The sequence below is a fragment of the Thioalkalivibrio sp. AKL7 genome (genome assembly GCF_000381705.1).
Classification (GTDB): Bacteria; Pseudomonadota; Gammaproteobacteria; order Ectothiorhodospirales; family Ectothiorhodospiraceae; genus Thioalkalivibrio; species Thioalkalivibrio versutus.
Window position 1 is genome coordinate 367,801 of the sequence record NZ_KB906947.1, and the last position, 19,178, is coordinate 386,978.

Here is a 19,178-nt window from a genome sequence, read left to right on the forward strand (position 1 = left end):
GGGCCCCCGCCTACCGCGCTTGCCCGTAGCGCGACTCCAACGCCGCGAACAGCGCCCTCAGGCCCATCGCCTCGCCGCCCTTGGGCCGCCCCGGGCGCGCGCGGTCGTTGAAGGCCATGATGTCGAAATGCATCCAGGTCGTGCCCTCGGGGACGAACTCCTTCAGGAACAGCGCGGCAGTAATCGCGCCGCCGTGGCCGCCGGTAGAGCTGTTCACGATATCGGCCACGTCACTGTCCAGCATGTAGCGATAGGGCGTATGTAGCGGCAACTGGCAGACCGGGTCGTCCCATTCGCGCGCCGGCTCCACCAGCGCCCGCGCCCAGCCCTCGTCCTGGGTGAAGCAGGCGCTGATCTCCGTCCCGACGGCGACACGCGCCGCCCCGGTGAGGGTCGCGAAGTCCACCAGCAGGTCGGGGTGGAAGGAACCCGCGCGGTCCAGCAGATCGGCCAGCACCAGGCGCCCCTCGGCATCCGTGTTGTCGATCTCGATCCGCTTGCCGTTGCGCGCGGTCAGCACATCGCCCGGGCGGAAGGCCCCGGCGCCGATGGCGTTCTCCGCGGCCCCGATCAGCACGGTCAGCCGCACCGGCAGCGCCTGCGCCATGATCAGGCGCGCAAGCCCCAGCACGATCGCCGCCCCGCCCATGTCTTTCTTCATCTGCCGCATGGAATTGCCGGGCTTCAGGTTCAGGCCACCGGAATCGAAGCACACGCCCTTGCCCACCAGCACCAGCGACGGCGCGTCGGGCGCCCCCCAGGTCAGCTCGATTACCCGGGCCCCGTGGTCGCTGGCGGCCCCCACGGCGTGGATACAGGGGAAGTCCTGTTCCAGCTTGTCGCTGTCGCTCACCAGATGCAGGCTGCTGCCGAATTCCTCGGCCAGCTCCCGAGCCTTCAACGCCAGATTGGCCGGCATCATGTCGGCGGCCGGGGTGTTGATCAGGTCGCGGGTCAGCCCGATGGACTCCACAAACGCGAGCACCCGCGCCTGATCCGCGTCTTCCGGCCACACCAGCCGCGGCGAGCGATCCTGCGCCTCGCGGTAACGCTCGAAGCGATAACGTCCGAGGCCCCAGCCTATGGCCGCGAGGTTCTGGATCTCGGGGTTCAGGGAATCGATTTCCAGATGGTAATCCCCCGTTCCCAGGGTCTCGGCCGCTGCGGCCACCATCCAGATCGGAGTTTCCGCATCGAAGCCGGCCAGCACCGCCGCCAGCCCGCCCCCGGTATCCGGGATGCGCAGGGTTGCGCCCGGCTCCGCCTCGAACCCAGAAGCGTCCACCCATTTGCGCCAGCTCTCCGGCGCACTCTCCAGGCGGACCGGCAGCGACTCGCGGCTGACCGGGATCAGGGGAACGGCGGTGTCGGACGACGCAACAAAAACAGAATCCACGCGGCTTTCCTCGAAAACAATTCAAAGCCTTCATAATACCTGCCTTGTCGACCCTCCGGGGTCGTATCCCCCTAGCCTTACAGGATGTGACGATGACGCCAGCGCTGGAGATTCGCGGGCTCAAGAAGACCTACAAGAACGGATTCGAGGCCCTCAAGGGCATCGACCTCGAGGTGGCCCCGGGCAGCTTCTTCGCCCTGCTGGGGCCCAACGGGGCCGGCAAGTCGACGACCATCGGGATCATTACCTCGCTGATCAACAAGACCGCCGGCACGGTCAAGGTCTTCGGCCATGACGTGGATACCGACCTGCAGGCAGTGAAGCGCTCCATCGGGCTGGTCCCGCAGGAATTCAACTTCAACAATTTCGAGCCGATTGGCGAGATCGTGGTCAATCAGGCCGGGTACTACGGCATCCCCCGGCGCGAGGCCTGGAAGCGCTGCGAGCACTACCTGAAGGAGCTGGGGCTCTGGGAAAAGCGCAAGGACATGGCGCGCACGCTCTCCGGCGGCATGAAGCGCCGCCTGATGATCGCCCGCGCCCTGGTCCACGAACCGCGCCTGCTGATTCTCGACGAACCCACCGCCGGGGTCGACATCGAGCTGCGGCGTTCGATGTGGGACTTTCTGACCCGCATCAATACCGACGGGCGCAGCATCATCCTGACCACGCACTACCTGGAAGAGGCGGAGACGCTGTGCCGCAACATCGCGATCATCGATGACGGTGCGATCATCGAGAACACCACGATGAAGCAGCTGCTGGCCAAGCTCGAGACCGAGACCATGGTGCTGGATCTCAGCGAGCCGCCACCCGGCATCCCGCTGGATTCCCCGATTGCCCTGCGCCAGGTGGACGAGATGACGCTGGAGGCCGATATCCGCAGCGGCCAGCACCTGAACGACCTGTTCCGGGTGCTGGACCAGGCCGGCATTCGCGTCCAGAGCATGCGCAACAAGTCCAACCGGCTGGAGGAACTCTTCATCCGCATGACCCGCCCCGGCCAGAGCCCCAGCCATCTGACCCCCGGCGCGAGCGGGACCACCGAGCAGCCGGAGAATCAGGCATGAGCGACTCCCATCTGCGCGATTACTGGACCGCCTTCCGGACTATCGTTAGCAAGGAAGTGCTGCGCTTTGCCCGGATCTGGGTGCAGACGGTCCTGCCCCCGGTCATTACCACGGCGCTGTACTTCATCATCTTCGGGGGGTTGATCGGCGAGCGCATCGGGGAGATGGAAGGCTACCGTTACATGGACTTCATCGTCCCGGGCCTGATCATGCTGGCGGTGATCACCAACAGCTATGCCAATGTGGTGTCGTCGTTCTTCGGCTCCAAGTTCCAGCGCCACATCGAGGAACTGCTGGTCTCGCCCATCCCCAACAGCGTGATCATTCTCGGGTTCGTCTTTGGCGGCGTGGCGCGGGGCCTGGCGGTCGGCGTGGCCGTACTGCTGGTCTCGCTGTTCTTCAGCCCGCTCAGCATCCACAACCCCGCCGTAATGCTGAGCATCGTGCTGATGACGTCCATCCTGTTTGCCCTCGCCGGGCTGATCAACGGTGTCTTCGCGCGTACCTTCGACGACATCGCCATCGTCCCGACCTTCATCCTGACGCCGCTGACCTATCTCGGCGGGGTGTTCTACTCGATCAGCCTGTTGCCGGAGTTCTGGCAGGGGGTGTCCATGCTGAACCCGATCCTCTACATGGTCGACGCCTTCCGTTACGGCAGCCTGGGCCATAGCGACTTCCCGATCGCCATGTCCTTTGCCATCATTGCCGGGTTCATTGCAGTCATGTACGGGGTTGCGCTGGTCCTGCTCAACCGGGGCGTGGGGATTCGATCCTGAGACGCGCAGGCCGCGAAACTCCGGGAGACCGCCTTCCGACGCTGTTTATTGCCCGAAAAAACGTGGTATAAAGCGGAAACTCTGCAGGGCAACGGCCATATGGGTAACAACAGAAAGACTTTGCATTTCTTTCTGGCGGGCACCGCCGGACTCACCATTCTGGTGGGCACCAGCCTGCTTCTCGCCTCCCAGCCCTCCGAGACGTCCCAACCGCTGAAAATCGGCGCCGGCAATCCGCTCCCCACTGCCCAGCTCGCGCTCGCCCGTGGGGAGCATCCGGCTGGCGGCGCGTCGATACGGACGGCGCATAGTGCCGCATTCGAGGGTGGCGCCCAGACCGTGGCTTTTGCCTCCGACCTGCCGGGCGAGCCCGCCCCGGATTACGACGACGCCACAATCGACCCGGACGCCGAGGCCCCGACGTCCTACGAGACCTTCGATCTCGACGGCGACTCCGATGTCGCCGCTGACGCCGCAGCCATGGACACCGACTGGTACACCCACACCCTGCAGAAAGGCGAGCGTCTGACGGGCCTCTGGGAACGCGAATGGGAACTCCCGCTGGCAACCCTCTACCGTCTGCTGGACGACGACGACAACGCCTCGATCCTGAACCGTGTGCGCCCCGGCCAGGAGATCGAATGGCAGGTCGACAACGAGGGCTACCTGACTCGCCTGCGCCTGTGGACCGACCGGGCCCGTGGGCATGAGTGGGTTCGCGAGGCCGATGGCTGGGAGTTTGAACTCGGCGAAGTCGAGAACGGCCGCGAGGTCAGCCACCTGATCATTACGAGCGAGATCGATGGCAACATCGCCAACGCCTTGACCGAACGCGCGGATATCTCCGCGCGTGCGGCCAACGCCCTGGCCGTGCTGCTGGACCGCTACCTGCCGGTGCGCACCCACGCCCGTACCGGCGACCAGTTCACCCTGCTGGTAGAGCAGGAAACCCTGGTAGGCGACGACACCCCGCTCAACCTGCGTCTGCTGGCATTCGACTACGAAGGCGAGCGCATCGAGATCCGTGCGGCGCGCAACGTCAACGGGCGCTTCTACACCCCGGATGGCGAAAGCCTGCTGCCCCCGTTCGATCGCCGCCCGTTTTCCGGCAACTATCGCATCAGCTCCAGCTTCAACCCGAATCGTCGTCACCCGGTGACCGGACGCGTGGCCCCGCACCAGGGGACGGACTTCGCCATGCCAATCGGAACTCCGATCCAGGCACCCGCCGACGGTCGCGTAACCCGCGTCGAGAACCACCCGTATGCCGGTCGCTTCATCGTGATCGAGCACGGTCAAGGCTACTCCACCCGCTACCTGCATCTGGACCGCCAGCTGGTACGCCCGGGTCAGACCGTCGAGCGGGGCGACCGCATCGCATTGTCCGGCAATACCGGTCGCAGTACCGGGCCGCATCTTCACTACGAGATCCACGTGAACAGCCGCCCCCAGAACCCGATGCGCGTGGAACTGCCGGAAAGCGACGCCCTGGAAGGCGACGAGCTCGACCGCTTCAAGTCCATCAGCCAGACCCTGCTGGCCCAGCTGGATAACGGACAGCGCAACCAGCAGGTGGCGTTCACCCCGTTCGAAGAATTGGCCCGCTAACCTCCCATTACGGCCCGTCTCGCGCAATCGCGCCTGGCGGGCTGTGACGGTCCGGTCCTTGGCGACACCCTTGCTCTCCCCCACTTTGCTCGACTGGGCACGCCTCGAATGGCGTGACGGACAACCTTTCGCCGCCGACTACGGGGACGGCTACTTCGGCTCCAGCGATCCGCATGCCGAGGTGCGCGAGGTCTTCATCGAGGCCAACGACCTCGCCCGGCGCTTCCGCCAGTGTCAGCGCTTCGTGCTTGCCGAGACCGGCTTCGGGAGCGGGCTCAACCTCTTGCTGGCGCTGCAGGAGTGGCGACGCCACGCGCCCCCCGGCGCCTTCCTGTCCCTGTTGAGCCTCGAGGCCCACCCGCTCGCACCCGCCGACCTTGCGGCCCTGCACCAACGCCTGGGCCTCGACAATGCCGACGCCCGCCAGCTACGGGCCCAGTATCCACCACCGGTTCCCGGACTCCACCGAATCCAGTTCCCCGAGGCCAGGGCCGCGTTGACCCTGGGCCTGGGTGACGCCGCTCCACTTCTTGCACAGATCCGCGGCACCGTGGACGCCTGGTTCTTTGACGGGTTCGCGCCGCGCAGCAATCCCGCCCTGTGGAACACCGGGGTGTTCCGGCAAGTGGCGCGGCTTTCCGCGCCGGGTACTACATTCGGCACCTACACCGCAGCCGGTCAGGTTCGACGCGACCTGGAGAGCACGGGGTTCGAGGTACGCCGGATGCCCGGTCATGGCCCGAAACGCGAGCGTCTCGTGGGGACCCTTCGAGACACCCAGTCGCCCACGAAGTCACCGCCCCTCGAGGTACCGCAACGTGTCGCCATCGTGGGGGCCGGGATTGCCGGGCTCAGCGCCGCCCATGCCCTGCAGGCGCGAGGAGTGGAGGTCACGGTCTTCGACCCGAACGGTGTTGGCGGTGGCGCCTCCGGCAACCCGGCGGGCGTCCTGTTGCCGAACCTTCATCCTCGCGACGGGGAGCTGAATACCCTGGCACTCGCGGGGATACGCCGTACCGGTTTCCTTGCCGGCCAGCTCGACGCGATCGGCGGATACGGCACCCGGTTGGCAACGGGCGTGGCCTTCCATGGCATCAGCGCCCACGGACGCAAGCGCGTGGAACGTCTGCTGAAAGCGGGTCCCGAACATGCGGCCCTGCTGTTTGACCCTGGCGGTCCCGGTTGTACCGCCGCGGCCCCACACCTCTATTACCCAGACGGTCTGGCGATCGACATGCGGGCCTTTTGCCAGGCCGTGGCCGACGACCTGCCGCCGCTGCGCAAGGAATCGGTACAGGCGCTGAAACCGTCGTCCAACGCCGGTCCCGTGCAGGTCGAGAGCGACACCGGATCTGAAGCCTTCGACGCGGTCGTGGTAGCCACAGCCGCCGGCAGTGGCACGACCTTGTGCCCGGAACAGGCGGATATCTCCACGGTGACCGGTCAGATGACCCGGGTCCGGGCACCCTTCCCCGATTGGGGTGGCTTTGTGGCAACAGGTCAGGGCTACTGCATCCCGGAGGGCGGCGGAACCGCCTGGATTGGGGCGACCTATCGCCGCACGGAGGCCCCAGGGGCCGAAAATGAACAGTCCCAGTCCCCGCAGGCCGAGGATGATCAGACCAATCTGCGGCATCTGGCCTGGGTGCCGGGGCTACAGGATGCCCAGGCAGTCGAGATCCTCGCGCAATGGACCGGGGAACGCGCTGTGGTCCGCGATCGCCTGCCGCTGGTCGGGCGCAGCCGGCTGGATCCCGGTGGCCGGGTGCTGTTGAGCCTGGCGCATGGCTCGCGCGGCCTGCTCTATGCCCCACTGGCCGGCGAATGGCTGGCCGATCATCTGCTGGGTCTGGTCGAACCCCTCGAGGCGCAAACCGCGGCTCGGTTCGCCCCGGCGCGTCACTCCGTGCCGGATTCTGGCGCCGCCTCCGACGCGTAGGCCACGTCGTTGCGTCCGGCGGCCTTGACGCGGTACATCGCATGGTCCGCGGCCATCATCAGGTCCGCCAGGCGCTGACCATCTCGGGGGTAGAAGGCGACCCCGATACTACAGGAGAGGGTCTCCTCCACCGGTTCCATATGGCCGGGATGCAACTCGAATGGCTGCCGGAAAGCCCCCTGCAACCGTTCAATCAGCCCCCCGGCCTCCTCGCGTCGATTCCGATTCAACGGCGCACTCAGCACGATGAACTCGTCTCCGCCCAGGCGCACCAGCAGGTCATCCGGACGCAGATTGGCCGCAAGCCGTTGCGCCAGCTGGCGCAGGAGCTCGTCCCCTACGGCATGGCCGTACTGATCGTTCACCGGCTTGAAACGGTCCAGGTCAATGAACAGCAGCGCCAGTTGTCCCTCCTTGCGATCCGCTCGCGCCGCAAGCCGCGGAAATGCCCGATCCAGCGCCGCGCGATTCGCGGTTCTGGTTAACGGGTCCTCCCAGGCCAGGGCCTGCATGCGGTCTTCCAGCTGCTTGCGCTCGGTCACGTCCAGTGCGTGCCACACCACGGCCGACGAACCCTCGAACGGTGCGTCGATTGGGCGTACCCGCGCCTCATACCAGCGGGTTTCCTCCGTTGACGGACTCGTCTCGCCTCCGTGGAACACGCTCGCCTGCAGGCGGTACTGAATCTCCTGCAATTCGCCTTCGCGCAAGGCCCGGCGCACGACGCCGGAAAAGCGCTGCGCGACCTCATCCGGAAGCAGTTCCGCCAGTGTGTGCCCGGCCGCCGTGTGCTGGGGTGCCTGGCCGCGCCGCGCTTCGCCAAAGACCGCGCGAACGAGACCAGTGTCGTCGATCACCAGGGCATCGCCGGGCATGGCCTCGAACAGCGCGTCCTGAAGATCACGGGCCTCGCTCAACGCGTTGAACAGCATTCGGTTGTCGTGTACATCCACAAAGCTCAACAGGAAGGCCCGCTGCCCTTCCCAGTCAATCGGTACCCAACGCAGTAGATGAAACCGCTGGTCTCCGTCCGCCGTGTGGACGCGAATCTCGCGCCCGCGCGGCTCCTCCAATGCCATTGAAAAATCGAGCGCAGGGGGAAGGCGCCGGCGATCGTCGGCCTGAATCACCCCCAGCGCCGAAAGAGTCTGGCCAGGATCCGGCGACAGGCCGGTCATGCGGGTAAAGGCCGGATTGGCCCAAAGGACCCGGCGCCCCGCGACCACCAGAGTGGCATCCGCCAGACGATTCACGAGCGCCTGATAGCGCGTGAGGGCCTCCCGCCGCTGCCGGATGCCCTCCCCCACACGGAAGGTGTACCCACTGACCGCCAGCAGCCCGACCACGCCCATCACCCACCAGGCGGCCGGGCGCTCCGTGGCGGATGGGTTGGGGACAGGGTGTGCAAGCATCTGCCACTGGCCGCCGGCAAAGGTCACGTCGAGCGCGAGCGGCGCGCTGGCCACGTCGATCTGTTCGGGGTTGTAGAAGACCTCACCGTCGGCGCCGGTCCCGTCGAGGCCGCGCAGTGCCAGTTGCAGGCTGGGCGGGCGCGGGGCCAGGCCCGCCTTGCCAAGGATCGTTTCGAAATCCAGCGCAATACTCGACAGTGTCCACGGATTGGCCAACGCCGGCGGATCTTCCGGATCGGTCAGGACCGGGGCGCGCACCAGAAGACCCCGGCCCCCCTGTGCCAACGTCCAGGGCCCGGCGACGACCGTTTGCCGGCTCTCCAGCACTTGTTGAAAGGAGGCGCCCTGCTCCGGATGTTCCGCCAGGTTGAGGCCGATCGCGTCCTCGTTGCCATCGCGCGGGTAGACCAGCGCAAGGATCTCGCCGCGCGCCAGGGTCAGAGAGCGAATCAGTTCCGGTTGGCTGCGATAAAGACGGTCCGCTGCCCGGTCGAAGTCATCCTCGGTCAGGTCCGGGTGGACATAGGCATAGGCGGCAAGCCCGATCGTCGCATGGACCGTGCCATTCAGCACGCTTTCCAGTTGGGTCCGAAGGCTGCTTGCCTCCGAGACCAGGGCTTGCTGATAGCGGTCGGCCATCTGCTGTTTCCAGCCCTGGTCGATGGCCACGAACAGCAGGGCAAACAGCAACCCGGCAATCAGCGCCGCCACCACCGGGCCGCTGATATGCGGTTCGGTGGTGCGGGCGTCGGCCGGCTGGGCCGCTGGCCGCGCTTCGGATCCTTCCGTTGTGTCCGTGGACTGGGGCATGCCGGATCTTTTCACAGGGACGCTCAGAGCCCCACTATGCGCTTTTCCCGGTCCTCGCTGAACCGTTGCATGGATGTAACACCAACCTTCGCCTCACGCCTCGTGATCGAGCGTGCCCTCGGGCCCGTCGTTTTGCCTCTTCCAGGTCGCCGCGAGACGTCGCTTCTCGGCGGGTCGCAGGCGTTTGATACGTTGTTCCTCGCGCAATGCCTCGCCGTGGCCGGGAAACACCTTCGCCCCCAGGAGCTGCTCCGGCGGGTACATTCGGGTGAAACGCGCCCCGCGCCCCGCACGATGAGCGGCCAGACGCGCCGCAAGCCGCGGTGTAACCCCGGTATAGATCCGGGCACCGCGGCACTCCAGGAGATAGACGTACCAGGGTTGGGGGCTGGCCACGATCACACACCCGGGTAGAAATGATTGGTGGGGACGGCCGGAATCGAACCGGCACGGGCTTGCGCCCAGCGGATTTTAAGTCCGATGCGTCTACCAGTTCCGCCACGCCCCCGGACCGGCCGCATCATACCGCGCGGCCCCAATCGTCGCACCCGCGGGAGCGGGCCGCACTATTCCGCGTCGGCGGCGGGCATCTCCGCGACGGGTAACGGCACGTGCAGCGAGGCGGCGATCGCCCGCAACAGCTCCACTTCCGCGACCACCGTCTGGCCGCCATGCGTGATCGTGGCAAGCATCGCCGTGACCAGGGTCTGCTTGTCCGCCGGACGCAGGGCATCCAGTGCCTCCAGCGTCCTATCCAGCCCCTCGGCCCAGGCGGCCTCATCGGCAGTCCGCTCCAGAGCCGCGGCAATCGCCTCGCCGGTGGGATCCTCGATCGCCAGGACCAGAATGCCCGCGCGCAGGGCCGCCCGGGCCTTGTCGGGGTCGTCCGGGTGTCCGTGATGCGCGAGCACGGCCAGCGTGTCCTGCGCGTGGGCAGCATGGCGAGCCAGCCGGTCGCGTCCGCCCGCGCGGGCACGTTCGGGCTGTTCCAGGTCGCGCAACTGGCGCCGCAATAGACGGCCGGTCGCGTATTCGAACGCCGATACCCGGCCGTCGGCGCGGATCAGTTCGTCGATGAGGCCTTCCAGTTGCCGGCGTTCCTCGCGTGGGCGATGGCGCAATACCGGAAAGCTCATTTCCAGCAGCGGAATGCGCAGGTCCGGGCGCAGCTCGGGTTCGGCCTCCAGCAGGGTGCGGACGTGGGACTCGCTCTCCGCCCCCCGCGTGCCGGCGATCCGCAGGAGCTGGTGATCGCGAACTTCCGGATCATTACTGATCAGCAGATACAACAAGACATCGACACCCCAGGCATCGGAATGCGCCGCGCGCTCCAGCGGCCCCGGCATCGCCGCCACCAGCAGCCCCGCCCCGAGGATCTGCGAAAGCCCCGGGTCGCCGATGTTTTCCATCAGCCGCTCCGGATTCAGGAGCAGGCCACCCGGGCGTTCCGTCGAGCCGCGGTCGCGTTCCTCCGCCTCGGCCTGGGCGTCCTTTTCGACACGACGCGCCTGGGCATCCTTCTGCATCTGCTCGCGGATGGCCTCCAGTTCTTCCGGCTTGAATCCCGGCTCGATCGCCTGGATGCGCTGGACCAGCGGTGGATGGGTCGAAAACATCTGACTGACGGCCCCGGAAGCGAACAGCATGTGTCCGACCTCCTCGGTGTCCGCCCCGAGCTCGGTATGGGCGGCGCCGATCTTCTTGAGCGCTCCGGAAATACCCTCCGGCTGCCGGGTGAACTGCACCGCCGAGGCGTCCGCCAGGTATTCCCGCTGGCGCGAAACGGATGCGCGGATCCAGCGCCCGAAGAACAGCCCGATATAGCCCACCACGATCAGTGCCACGCCCGCGGCGACGATGCCCCCGGCGTTGCGGTTATTGCGCGACAGGCTCATGGCGAGCAGCACACGCTGGCCAATCAGGGCCATCACCAGGATCCCGAACAGCATCCCCATCAGGCGGATGTTCAGGCGCATGTCGCCGTTGAGTACGTGCCCGAACTCGTGCGCCACCACGCCCTGCAATTCATCGCGGTCCAGTTGTTCCAGGGCCCCGCGGGTCACGGCGATGGCCGCGTCGTCCGGCGAGTAACCCGCGGCAAAGGCGTTGATACCGGCCTCCTGCTCGAGCACGTAGACCTCGGGCACCGGCACGCCGGAGGCGATGGCGATCTCCTCCACCACGTTCATCAGGCGACGCCGCAGCGGGTCACGGGTATCGCCATCCACCCGCGTCCCGCCGAGTTCGCGGGCCACCGCCCCGCCGCCATCGCGCAGACCGAGCGTGCGGTAGAGACTGCCCAGGCCAATCAAGCCAACCGTCAGCACGGTCGTCCAGACCATCACGGCGACATTGCTGGCAAGGAACTCACGGGTCAGCCAGGGTTCGCCCGCAGCGACAGGCTCTGCCTGACCGAACACCACCAGCACGATGGCATTCATCACCAACACGATGGCGAGTACCGCCAGGCCGAACAGAAACAATAGCCAGCGCGTCCGGCGCTGCGCCCGGTCCTGCTGCTCGAAAAAATTCATGACGCCTCGGTGATCAGGAGAAGTTCACTTGCACGGGCTCGCGCTTCTGCGGGTCCTCGATCTCCAGCAGCTGCCCCGGGCGGAACCCCAGGTTGTTGGCAATCAGGCTGTTGGGGAACATCTCGCGCAGGATGTTGTACTGCATGACGGCATCGTTGAAGGCCTGGCGGGCATAAGCCACGCGGTTTTCGGTACTGGTCAGTTCTTCGGACAGCTGCATCATGTTCTCGTTGGCCTTCAGGTCGGGATAGCTCTCGGACAGCGCGAACAACCGCCCCAAGGCCCCCGACAGCCCCTGTTCCGAGCTCGAGAGCTTGCGCACTGCCTCGGTGTTGGTTGGATCACCGCCGACCTCCTGCAGGCTTTCCTTCGCATTGTTACGGGCCTGGATGACCGCCTCCAGGGTGTCGCGCTCATGACTCATGTAGCGTTCCGCAACCTTGACCAGATTGGGGATCAGGTCATAGCGGCGGGTCAACTGCACGTCGATCTGGGCAAAGGCGTTCTTGTACCGGTTGCGCGAGGTCACCAGGCGGTTGTAGGTCCACACCCCCCAGATCACCAACAGAACCAGGATCCCCAGTACCACCCAAGTCATATCCATCCCGCCACACTCCTTGATCGTCGACGAGCCGAGTGTACGCCGGAATGCGGGTAGCACGACAAGGCAGACGCTCACGATGGCGGTGTTTTATGCTGACCCCGGTCTCCTTCCGGAAGTACGCATGAATCTCTCCACCCTCCTCGGCATCCTTGGCAGTCTGCTGGTGTTCGGCAGCGTCATCGCGTTTTCCTCGCAGAATATCGACGCCTTTCTGAACCTGCCGGGCCTCGGCATCGTGGTAGGCGGCACCATCGCGGCCACGCTGATGAGCTACCCCTTCCACGAGGTGATGCGCGTGTTTCGCGCCGGTGCCAACGCGATCCGCGAGGAACGCTACGACGTCACCCAGGATCTCGAGGAGATCGTCCAGGTCTCGCGCTACTGGTTCTCCCAGAACCTGCGGCGCATCCAGGATCGCCTGGACCAGATCCGCAACCCGTTCCTGCGCACCGGCATCCAGCTGGTTATCGACGACACCCCGATGGACGATGTGTCCGACCTGCTGAACTGGCGCATGGCGCGCCTGCGAGCCCGTGAACAGGCCGATGCGCAGATGTTCCGAACCATGGCCACCTATGCCCCGGCGTTCGGGATGCTCGGCACGCTCATTGGCCTGATCAACCTGCTGCTGACCACCGAAAACGACGATTTCACCGTCATCGCGGTGAACCTGGGTATCGCCCTGATCACCACGTTCTACGGCATCCTGCTCGCCAACCTGGTCTTCCGGCCCATCGCCATCAAGCTGGAGCGCCGGACCGAGGAGCGCGTGGTGCTGATGACCATGGTGCTGGAGGGCATCATGCTGATGCGCAAGGGACGCTCACCTGGCTACATCCGCGAGACCCTGCGCTCGTTCATGGAGAATCACAGCGACGAGATCCGCCAGGCGGCCCCGAATGGCGAGGAAGAACCCGAGGCGGACGAACGCGCCAGCGGCGAATCCACGGAGCGGCGCTGAGTCCATGTCCGGACCCAGCCCCTCCACCGCCGAACGCGACGCGCTGCAGGCAGAGATGGATGCCCACGCCGCCACACGCCCGGAGCAGGCCTTTCTCGGTTCCTACCCGGGCGAACGCCAGCGCGACGACGAGCACGCCTGGATCCTGACCTATCTGGACGTTCTGACCCTGGTTATCGTGGTGTTCGTCATCATGCTCACCTTCATGGACCCGCGTGACGATGATCCGAGGGCGGTCTCGGCCAGCCCGATCGCCCTGGCCCACCCGGACCGCAGCGCCCTCATCGAACCCCTGGTCCATTCCTCTCTGCTGGATCGGCCCGCCCTGGAGGAGGCGCCGGTCGGTGAGCGCTCCGGCCCGGAGGTGGTCGCCGAACAGCCCCCAAGCCGCGAGGCCGGCCGATTACGCGCGCGCGCCCCCGAGGGTGTGGACGTCGTCGAGCAACCTGGGCGAATGGAGCTGCGCATCCGCGACGACATCCTGTTCGGGACCGCCGAGGCCGACCTGCGCCCGGATGGGCAATCATTGCTCCAGGATCTGCTCCCCATCCTGGAAGACCACCCCGGCACCATCACCGTGGAAGGCCATACCGACAACATCCCCATCGCGACCGAGCGCTTCCCGTCGAACTGGGAGCTATCCTCGATTCGCGCCAGCGGCGTCGTGCGCTACCTGGTGGCCCGCGAGCTGGACGCAGCCCAGCTCCGCGCGGTCGGGCTGGCCGACACTCGTCCGGTTGCCGACAACGCCAGCCCGGAAGGCCGCGCCGCCAACCGTCGTGTGTCACTCATGCTGGAGACCGATGCGGTGCCACACACGGATCCCGGCCAGTAGGCTCGGCTCAGGCAACGTTGCTCGACCGCGACGAAAAAGCGGGTCTTCGCCGGTGCGGCGAGCGCGCGACAGGCGGTACGACCCACGCGTGTTTATTAGCCAACGCATGCCGCCGCCGCAGGATGCTGGTACATTGCGATCAGGGATTTTTCGTTAGCGGTTTGCGCGTCAGGACAGGGGGATACAAGGATGTCTGGATGGTTCTTGCGAAGTGCGGCAGCGGTTGCGACCGTGATCCTCCTGAGCCTGAACACGGTTGCAACCGCCAAGGAAACAGCCGTGATCCTGGAGATGTCGTCCGGGGATTCGGCTGAAGCGGCGTACTGGGCGGGCGAACCGGACATGCCCGCGATCCTGATCCAGCACGGTTTCCTGCAGACCCGTCACTTCCCCACCGTGCGCCGCCTCGCCTTGGCGTTAGCGGACTCGGGGTTCACGGTCCTGACCCCCACACTGACACTGGGGATCGATCGGCGCACGGCGAGCCTGCCATGCGAGGCCGTACATACCCACACCATGGAACACACCCAGGAAGAGATCGCGATCTGGGTCGACTGGTTGTACGCAAAGACCGGCCAGGAACCCGTCGTCATCGGACACAGCGCCGGCAGCATCAACCTTCTCGACTATCTTACGCACTCCCCGGGCAGCCCCGTCGCCCACGCCATCTTCATCAGCGTGACCTATTTCGGGCACGGCGAGGCCGCGTTCGAATCCCCCGAACATGCCACTCGTGCCCGCGCTGCCCTTGCCCGTGGTGAGGCCGGGCTGGCGGAATATGCCCTGGGTTTCTGTCGCCAGTACGTCACCACGCCCGCGGCGTACCTGTCCTACTACGACTGGGACAAGCAACGTACCAACCGGGCCTTCCAGTCGTGCGGTGTGTCTTCCACCCTGATCGCGGGCAGCGCCGATGACCGGATCGACCTGGAATGGATCGAGACCCTGCAACAGCATGGCGCAGAGGTCCGCATCGTGGAGGGTGCCAACCACTTCTTCGATCAGTTTCACGAATTCGACCTGCTGGACGAGATCGAGCACGTCCTCCAGGGACACCGCGCGCAATGATTTCTGGCCGAACCCCGTCAATCACGCACTATGCCCTACTGCTAGCAGCGATCGCCCTGGTCACCCTCGCCAGTTTTGGCCTCTACACCTGGTACAAGGTCGACCAGCTACGCGGCGAGATCCAGGAAAGTGGCCGCGAGGCCGCCCGCCAGGAGCTTGCCGGCACGCTCGAGCACGTCCTCACGCAGGCGGCAGAACAGGCATCAAGGTTCGCCCGCTGGGAGGAAGTGCGCCAGCAACTGGGCACGCCGCACTACTATGCCTACTGGAAGAATCATCGCATGCACCAGGCGGGGATCCTGACCGACAGGATCCTGGACGCCGGGATCTATGATCACCAGGGAATGACCTTGCCCGGTTCGGACAGCGACCACTTGCCCGGGAGACTCGAGCTCCCGCCACCCGCTCCACGGGCGGTACGGGGCGACACCGAGCCCTTCCTGCTGGTCATCGAGCCGATTCCCGCGCCGGACGCAGCCCAGTCCCCACCCGGCTTCGTCGGTCTGAAGAGCCGGTTCCTGGATGCCCTCCGCGAGGGCCGTGTCTACCGCCATGTCGATCCCGAATCGATCCGATTCGACCTCGGCGAGCGGAACGCCATCCCCGCGAGGGAACTTCTGCAGCATGCTCAGTTCGATCTGCGCCCCAATCCCATGGCCGATCAGGTGGAGGACTTGCTGTCGGGCGCGGTGGTCAATCTCGGGGCCATCCTGGGTGTGATCACGCTTGTCCTGTTCTCCACGTTGGCCTATCTGATCGTCCGCCCCCTGCGCGACATCTCCGGCCACGTCGACCGGCTGCGCGAAAGCGCCGGGGGCCTTGTGCTGAAACGCGTCGGCGGGCTGCTGCCCGTCGCGGAGACGGAAAAGATCCGCGAATCGCTGAATTCCTACCAGGCCCGGCTCCAGGACGTCCATTCCAGCCTGGAGGAGAAGAACCGCGAATTCTGGCGCATCGCGCATCACGATGCCCTGACCGGAGTGCGCAACCGCCGGGCCTTCGATGAATACTGGGACACCCTTCCGCGACTGGCCGCCCGCCACAGCTATCCTGTGTGCTTTGCCCTGTTCGACATCAATCACTTCAAGGCCATCAACGACAGCTACGGCCATCAGACGGGCGACGCAGTCCTGCAGAGTGTGGCGTGCAGCATCGACGAGGTCTTGCGGGAGGGGGAACACCTGTTTCGCATCGGCGGCGATGAATTCGCCGCGATTCTCCTCAACTGCGACGAATCGGGCGCCCAGCGCCTGGGCGAGCGTTGCCAGGAGCGGATCCGGGCCACCGATTTCACCCAGCACGGGGTGCGGGAACCCATCAAGATCAGTATCGGCCTGGCCGTCGCGCCCGGCAACGATGCACCGGCCATGCTTGCCCTGCAGTGGCAGGCCGACGTTGCCATGTACAAGGCCAAGCGCCCCGGATCCTCGCCGGTCGTGCTGTTCACCCCGGAACTGGAGAAGGATACCCAGAGCCTTTATTCGAACTGGATCAACAATGCCGTGTACGAGGCCACCACCCGGGGAACCGGGATCCGAATGGCCTACCAGCCAGTGGTTGCGCTCAACGAGCACCATCGCTCGTATGTCGAGGCCCTGCTGCGTATCGAACACCAGGGCGAGGTCATCGGACCCGCGGATATCTTCCCCGTCGTCGAGGCGCGCCGCCTGGAGGTCGACCTGGACCGGGCCGTACTAACCCGCATCCTCGGCGATCTGCGAGCCTCCCTCATCCCGCCTGAGGTCGGTATCTCGATCAACCTGTCGGGCCCCACCATCGTGAATGCCGGAGTTACCCAGTGGCTGGAGGCCTTCGTCCCCTTCCTACAGGACCGGCCAATCATCCTCGAGGTCACGGAGACCGCCCTGATCACCGAGATCGGACTGGCGACGGAAAATCTCCAGCGATTGCGCCGGCAAGGATTTCTCGTCGCCCTCGACGATTTCGGCAGCGGCTACTCTTCCATCCGCTATCTGGCCTCCATGCCCGTGGATACCGTCAAGTTCGATATCACCCTGATACGCAGCCTGGATGTGCCGGACCAGCACCACATCCTCGAGGGCCTGGTCCAGATGATTCGCGATGTGGGCTACACCACCGTGGCGGAAGGGATCGAGACCGCCGAACAACTCAGCCGGGTGCGCGCCCTGAAGTTCGATTTCGCACAGGGCTACCATCTCGGGCACCCTGCCCCGGTTTCGCAAGGCCTCCCACGGGTCCTGCAGGCTCATGCAGGCATTTCCCGGATGTGATTGCCTCGCTCGCTGGCCGCGTAGCGGAAACTGGATCTCCGGAGAAGCCTGTGATTAGCGTTTTCCGGGTGCGGCCGCGTTATAGACCTGCCGCGCTGACATCCTCCGCCAGTCCGCGTCAAAGCGATGCCATTTGACCCGGAGACGGCGTACGCAGAACATATACTCCGTTTTCCACTTACGAGGAGGCCGGTTTGCGCTCTGGACGCGGATCCCTGTTGGGGGATTGGCTCGATACCACCGACCACAAGGACAAGCTGATTGCCCTGATTGGCGGCGTGATCGGCCTCTACCTCTCGCTGGAAGTCGCAGCATCGGTCACCGACAACGGGATCAACGGCCTGATCCTCGCGTCTCTGGGTGCCACGGCCGTGCTGCTCTTCGCTGCGCCCCACGCGGCGATGTCGCAGCCCAGGAACGTGCTCGGTGGTCATGCCGTCGCCGCCATCGTGGGGGTGCTGGTGCGCGACGTTCTGCCCCACCCATTGCTGGCTGCAGCGGTCGCCGTCGGGCTCGCAATCTGGCTGATGCACTACCTGCGCTGCCTGCATCCCCCCGGCGGCGCCACCGCGCTCTATGCGGTGCTCGGGGGTGACTCGGTGCAGGCCCTGGGCCCCTGGTTCCTCCTGCATCCCGTGTTGACCAGCGTGGGGGTCATGCTGGTTGTCGCGGTAATCATCAACTACCCGTTCCCCTGGCGGCGCTACCCGGCCAGCCTGACGCCGACGCCCGAAGCCCCAAAGCAAGGTCCCCTGGCTGCCCTGGAGCGAGCAGGACTGGGCCAGGACGACCTCGAATACGCCATGCGCGAAATGAACCTGTATCTCGACCTTACGGAAGACGACCTGGCACGCCTGTACCTATTGGCCCGGCGCCATCACCAGCACCCCGACCCCATCACGCCGGACGCGATCCAGCCGGATCACTGTTTCAGCAATGGCGAGAGCGATGCCGACTGGGCCGTGCGGCGCGTATTACGCATCGACGACGGGCAACTGACCTACCGCAACCTTGCAGGGCCGGACACCCCCGGCGAGGACCGCGCCACGCTAGAGGAATTCACCGCCTGGGCCCATCACCAGCTCGACCCGAAATCCGCCCCGGGTGACTGAAGCGTTTGGGGCTGCCCCTGCCCGGCGCTTATACTCTCGCGCTAGGGAAACACTGATCCATGTACACGCTCGCGTTGGCACCCCAGGTTTTCCGAGACAAGGCGCGTCGTGCAGCGGGTAGTGGTTCTACCCGCAAGCGGCGCAACGCAGGATCGGGGAACCTGGGGTGCCAACCCCACAAGCTATTGAAAGACGGGGATCGGCCGCTTTTGAGCGCGCACGGCGTTGCGGCTCCCTTGTGCAGAATGACTGCACGGCAGTCGCCGCGCCTTGTTCGCACGCAAAAGCGACTCGAGCGCGAGCGTGTACATGGATCAGTGTTTCCCTAGGTCTCCGTAGCTCAGCTGGATAGAGCAGCCCCCTCCTAAGGGGCAGGTCGCAGGTTCGAATCCTGCCGGGGACACCAAATTCACAAGGCGGGCGTCGATCTCCGGTCTGGCGCCGTGCCCGCATCGGTCGTAAGGTAGGCGGATGGCCATGCTGACGACCGAACAGTCCACCCGCATGATCGATCTCCTCGCCCCGCTGATCGGCATTCAGGGCGAGGTGGACGGCTGCATGGTGGAACTGGTCGAGGTCCTGGACGAGGGACCTCGGGGTTTGCCCGGGGTCGCCTTGATGAGCATGGGCGCCGAGCGCAGCATCCAGGCCAATCAGTACGGCAACCCCCTCTGTCGCCATTCGGAAATTCGCACCCTCTCGTTGCTGTCAGAGGTTGAACGCGACCTGCACCCGGTCCTGCGCCAGCTGCTTCCGGAATCCGTCGTGGCCGAACTGCGGGGTTTGCTGACGGAGTGA

The 19,178-nt window shown here is 65.7% G+C and carries 15 protein-coding genes and 2 tRNA genes; 11 read left to right on the forward strand and 6 right to left on the reverse strand.

Annotated elements, in window-relative coordinates; genetic code table 11:
- Positions 1–10: 10 nt before the first annotated feature.
- Positions 11–1,396: a M17 family metallopeptidase gene (locus G315_RS0101595; protein ID WP_019611767.1), complete on the reverse strand. Its 1,386-nt coding sequence runs from the start codon at positions 1,394–1,396 to the stop codon at positions 11–13.
- Between the two features lie 92 nt (positions 1,397–1,488).
- On the opposite strand from G315_RS0101595, the gene G315_RS0101600 reads away from it, so the two are divergent.
- From G315_RS0101600 to mnmD, 4 genes are all read left to right on the forward strand, one after another.
- Positions 1,489–2,466 carry an ABC transporter ATP-binding protein gene (locus G315_RS0101600; RefSeq protein WP_018145657.1) on the forward strand — a complete coding sequence of 326 codons (978 nt, stop codon included), beginning with the start codon at positions 1,489–1,491 and terminating at the stop codon, positions 2,464–2,466.
- Positions 2,463–3,245 (forward strand): ABC transporter permease, encoded by a 783-nt coding sequence (locus tag G315_RS0101605; RefSeq protein ID WP_019611768.1) that lies wholly within the window; start codon positions 2,463–2,465, stop codon positions 3,243–3,245. Before G315_RS0101600 ends, G315_RS0101605 begins: the two co-directional genes overlap by 4 nt.
- A 99-nt stretch (positions 3,246–3,344) precedes the next feature.
- Complete coding sequence (locus tag G315_RS0101610; protein WP_038034566.1) at positions 3,345–4,853, forward strand: peptidoglycan DD-metalloendopeptidase family protein; 1,509 nt, start codon at positions 3,345–3,347, stop codon at positions 4,851–4,853.
- Positions 4,854–4,938: 85 nt separating this feature from the next.
- Entirely contained in the window at positions 4,939–6,792 is a 1,854-nt protein-coding gene (gene mnmD / locus G315_RS0101615; RefSeq protein ID WP_019611770.1) for a tRNA (5-methylaminomethyl-2-thiouridine)(34)-methyltransferase MnmD, read from the forward strand.
- Here the strand turns inward: mnmD and G315_RS0101620 are convergent.
- The 5 genes from G315_RS0101620 to G315_RS0101640 form a co-directional block, all read right to left on the reverse strand.
- Complete coding sequence (locus tag G315_RS0101620; protein ID WP_018145653.1) at positions 6,753–9,014, reverse strand: diguanylate cyclase domain-containing protein; 2,262 nt, start codon at positions 9,012–9,014, stop codon at positions 6,753–6,755. The genes mnmD and G315_RS0101620 overlap by 40 nt on opposite strands.
- Positions 9,015–9,107: 93 nt before the next feature.
- Complete coding sequence (locus G315_RS0101625; protein WP_019611771.1) at positions 9,108–9,416, reverse strand: GIY-YIG nuclease family protein; 309 nt, start codon at positions 9,414–9,416, stop codon at positions 9,108–9,110.
- Between the two features lie 19 nt (positions 9,417–9,435).
- Positions 9,436–9,522: transfer RNA gene (locus G315_RS0101630), tRNA-Leu, on the reverse strand.
- 58 nt (positions 9,523–9,580) lie between these two features.
- On the reverse strand, positions 9,581–11,548 hold the full coding sequence (locus G315_RS0101635) for a M48 family metallopeptidase (protein WP_018145651.1): 1,968 nt from the start codon (positions 11,546–11,548) through the stop codon (positions 9,581–9,583).
- 13 nt (positions 11,549–11,561) lie between these two features.
- Positions 11,562–12,152 (reverse strand): LemA family protein, encoded by a 591-nt coding sequence (locus G315_RS0101640; RefSeq protein ID WP_018145650.1) that lies wholly within the window; start codon positions 12,150–12,152, stop codon positions 11,562–11,564.
- Positions 12,153–12,273: 121 nt separating this feature from the next.
- Here G315_RS0101640 and G315_RS0101645 point away from each other — a divergent pair, with 121 nt between their 5' ends.
- From G315_RS0101645 to G315_RS0101675, 7 genes are all read left to right on the forward strand, one after another.
- The gene (locus G315_RS0101645; RefSeq protein WP_018145649.1) at positions 12,274–13,113 is read left to right on the forward strand and encodes a motility protein A; all 840 of its coding nucleotides are present in this window, start codon (positions 12,274–12,276) and stop codon (positions 13,111–13,113) included.
- A gap of 4 nt (positions 13,114–13,117) precedes the next feature.
- A complete protein-coding gene (locus tag G315_RS0101650; protein WP_018145648.1) occupies positions 13,118–13,948 on the forward strand; it encodes an OmpA family protein in 831 nt (276 codons plus the stop codon).
- 204 nt (positions 13,949–14,152) lie between these two features.
- Complete coding sequence (locus tag G315_RS0101655; protein WP_026182106.1) at positions 14,153–15,016, forward strand: alpha/beta hydrolase; 864 nt, start codon at positions 14,153–14,155, stop codon at positions 15,014–15,016.
- Positions 15,013–17,268, forward strand: a complete 2,256-nt coding sequence (locus G315_RS0101660; protein WP_019611772.1) for a bifunctional diguanylate cyclase/phosphodiesterase — start codon at positions 15,013–15,015, stop codon at positions 17,266–17,268. Before G315_RS0101655 ends, G315_RS0101660 begins: the two co-directional genes overlap by 4 nt.
- 194 nt (positions 17,269–17,462) lie before the next feature.
- Positions 17,463–18,380, forward strand: a complete 918-nt coding sequence (locus G315_RS0101665) for an HPP family protein (RefSeq protein WP_026338806.1) — start codon at positions 17,463–17,465, stop codon at positions 18,378–18,380.
- A 329-nt stretch (positions 18,381–18,709) separates the two neighbouring features.
- A tRNA-Arg gene (locus G315_RS0101670) sits at positions 18,710–18,786 on the forward strand.
- Positions 18,787–18,851: 65 nt separating this feature from the next.
- Positions 18,852–19,178, forward strand: coding sequence for a hypothetical protein (locus G315_RS0101675; protein WP_018145644.1), 327 nt, complete (start codon positions 18,852–18,854; stop codon positions 19,176–19,178).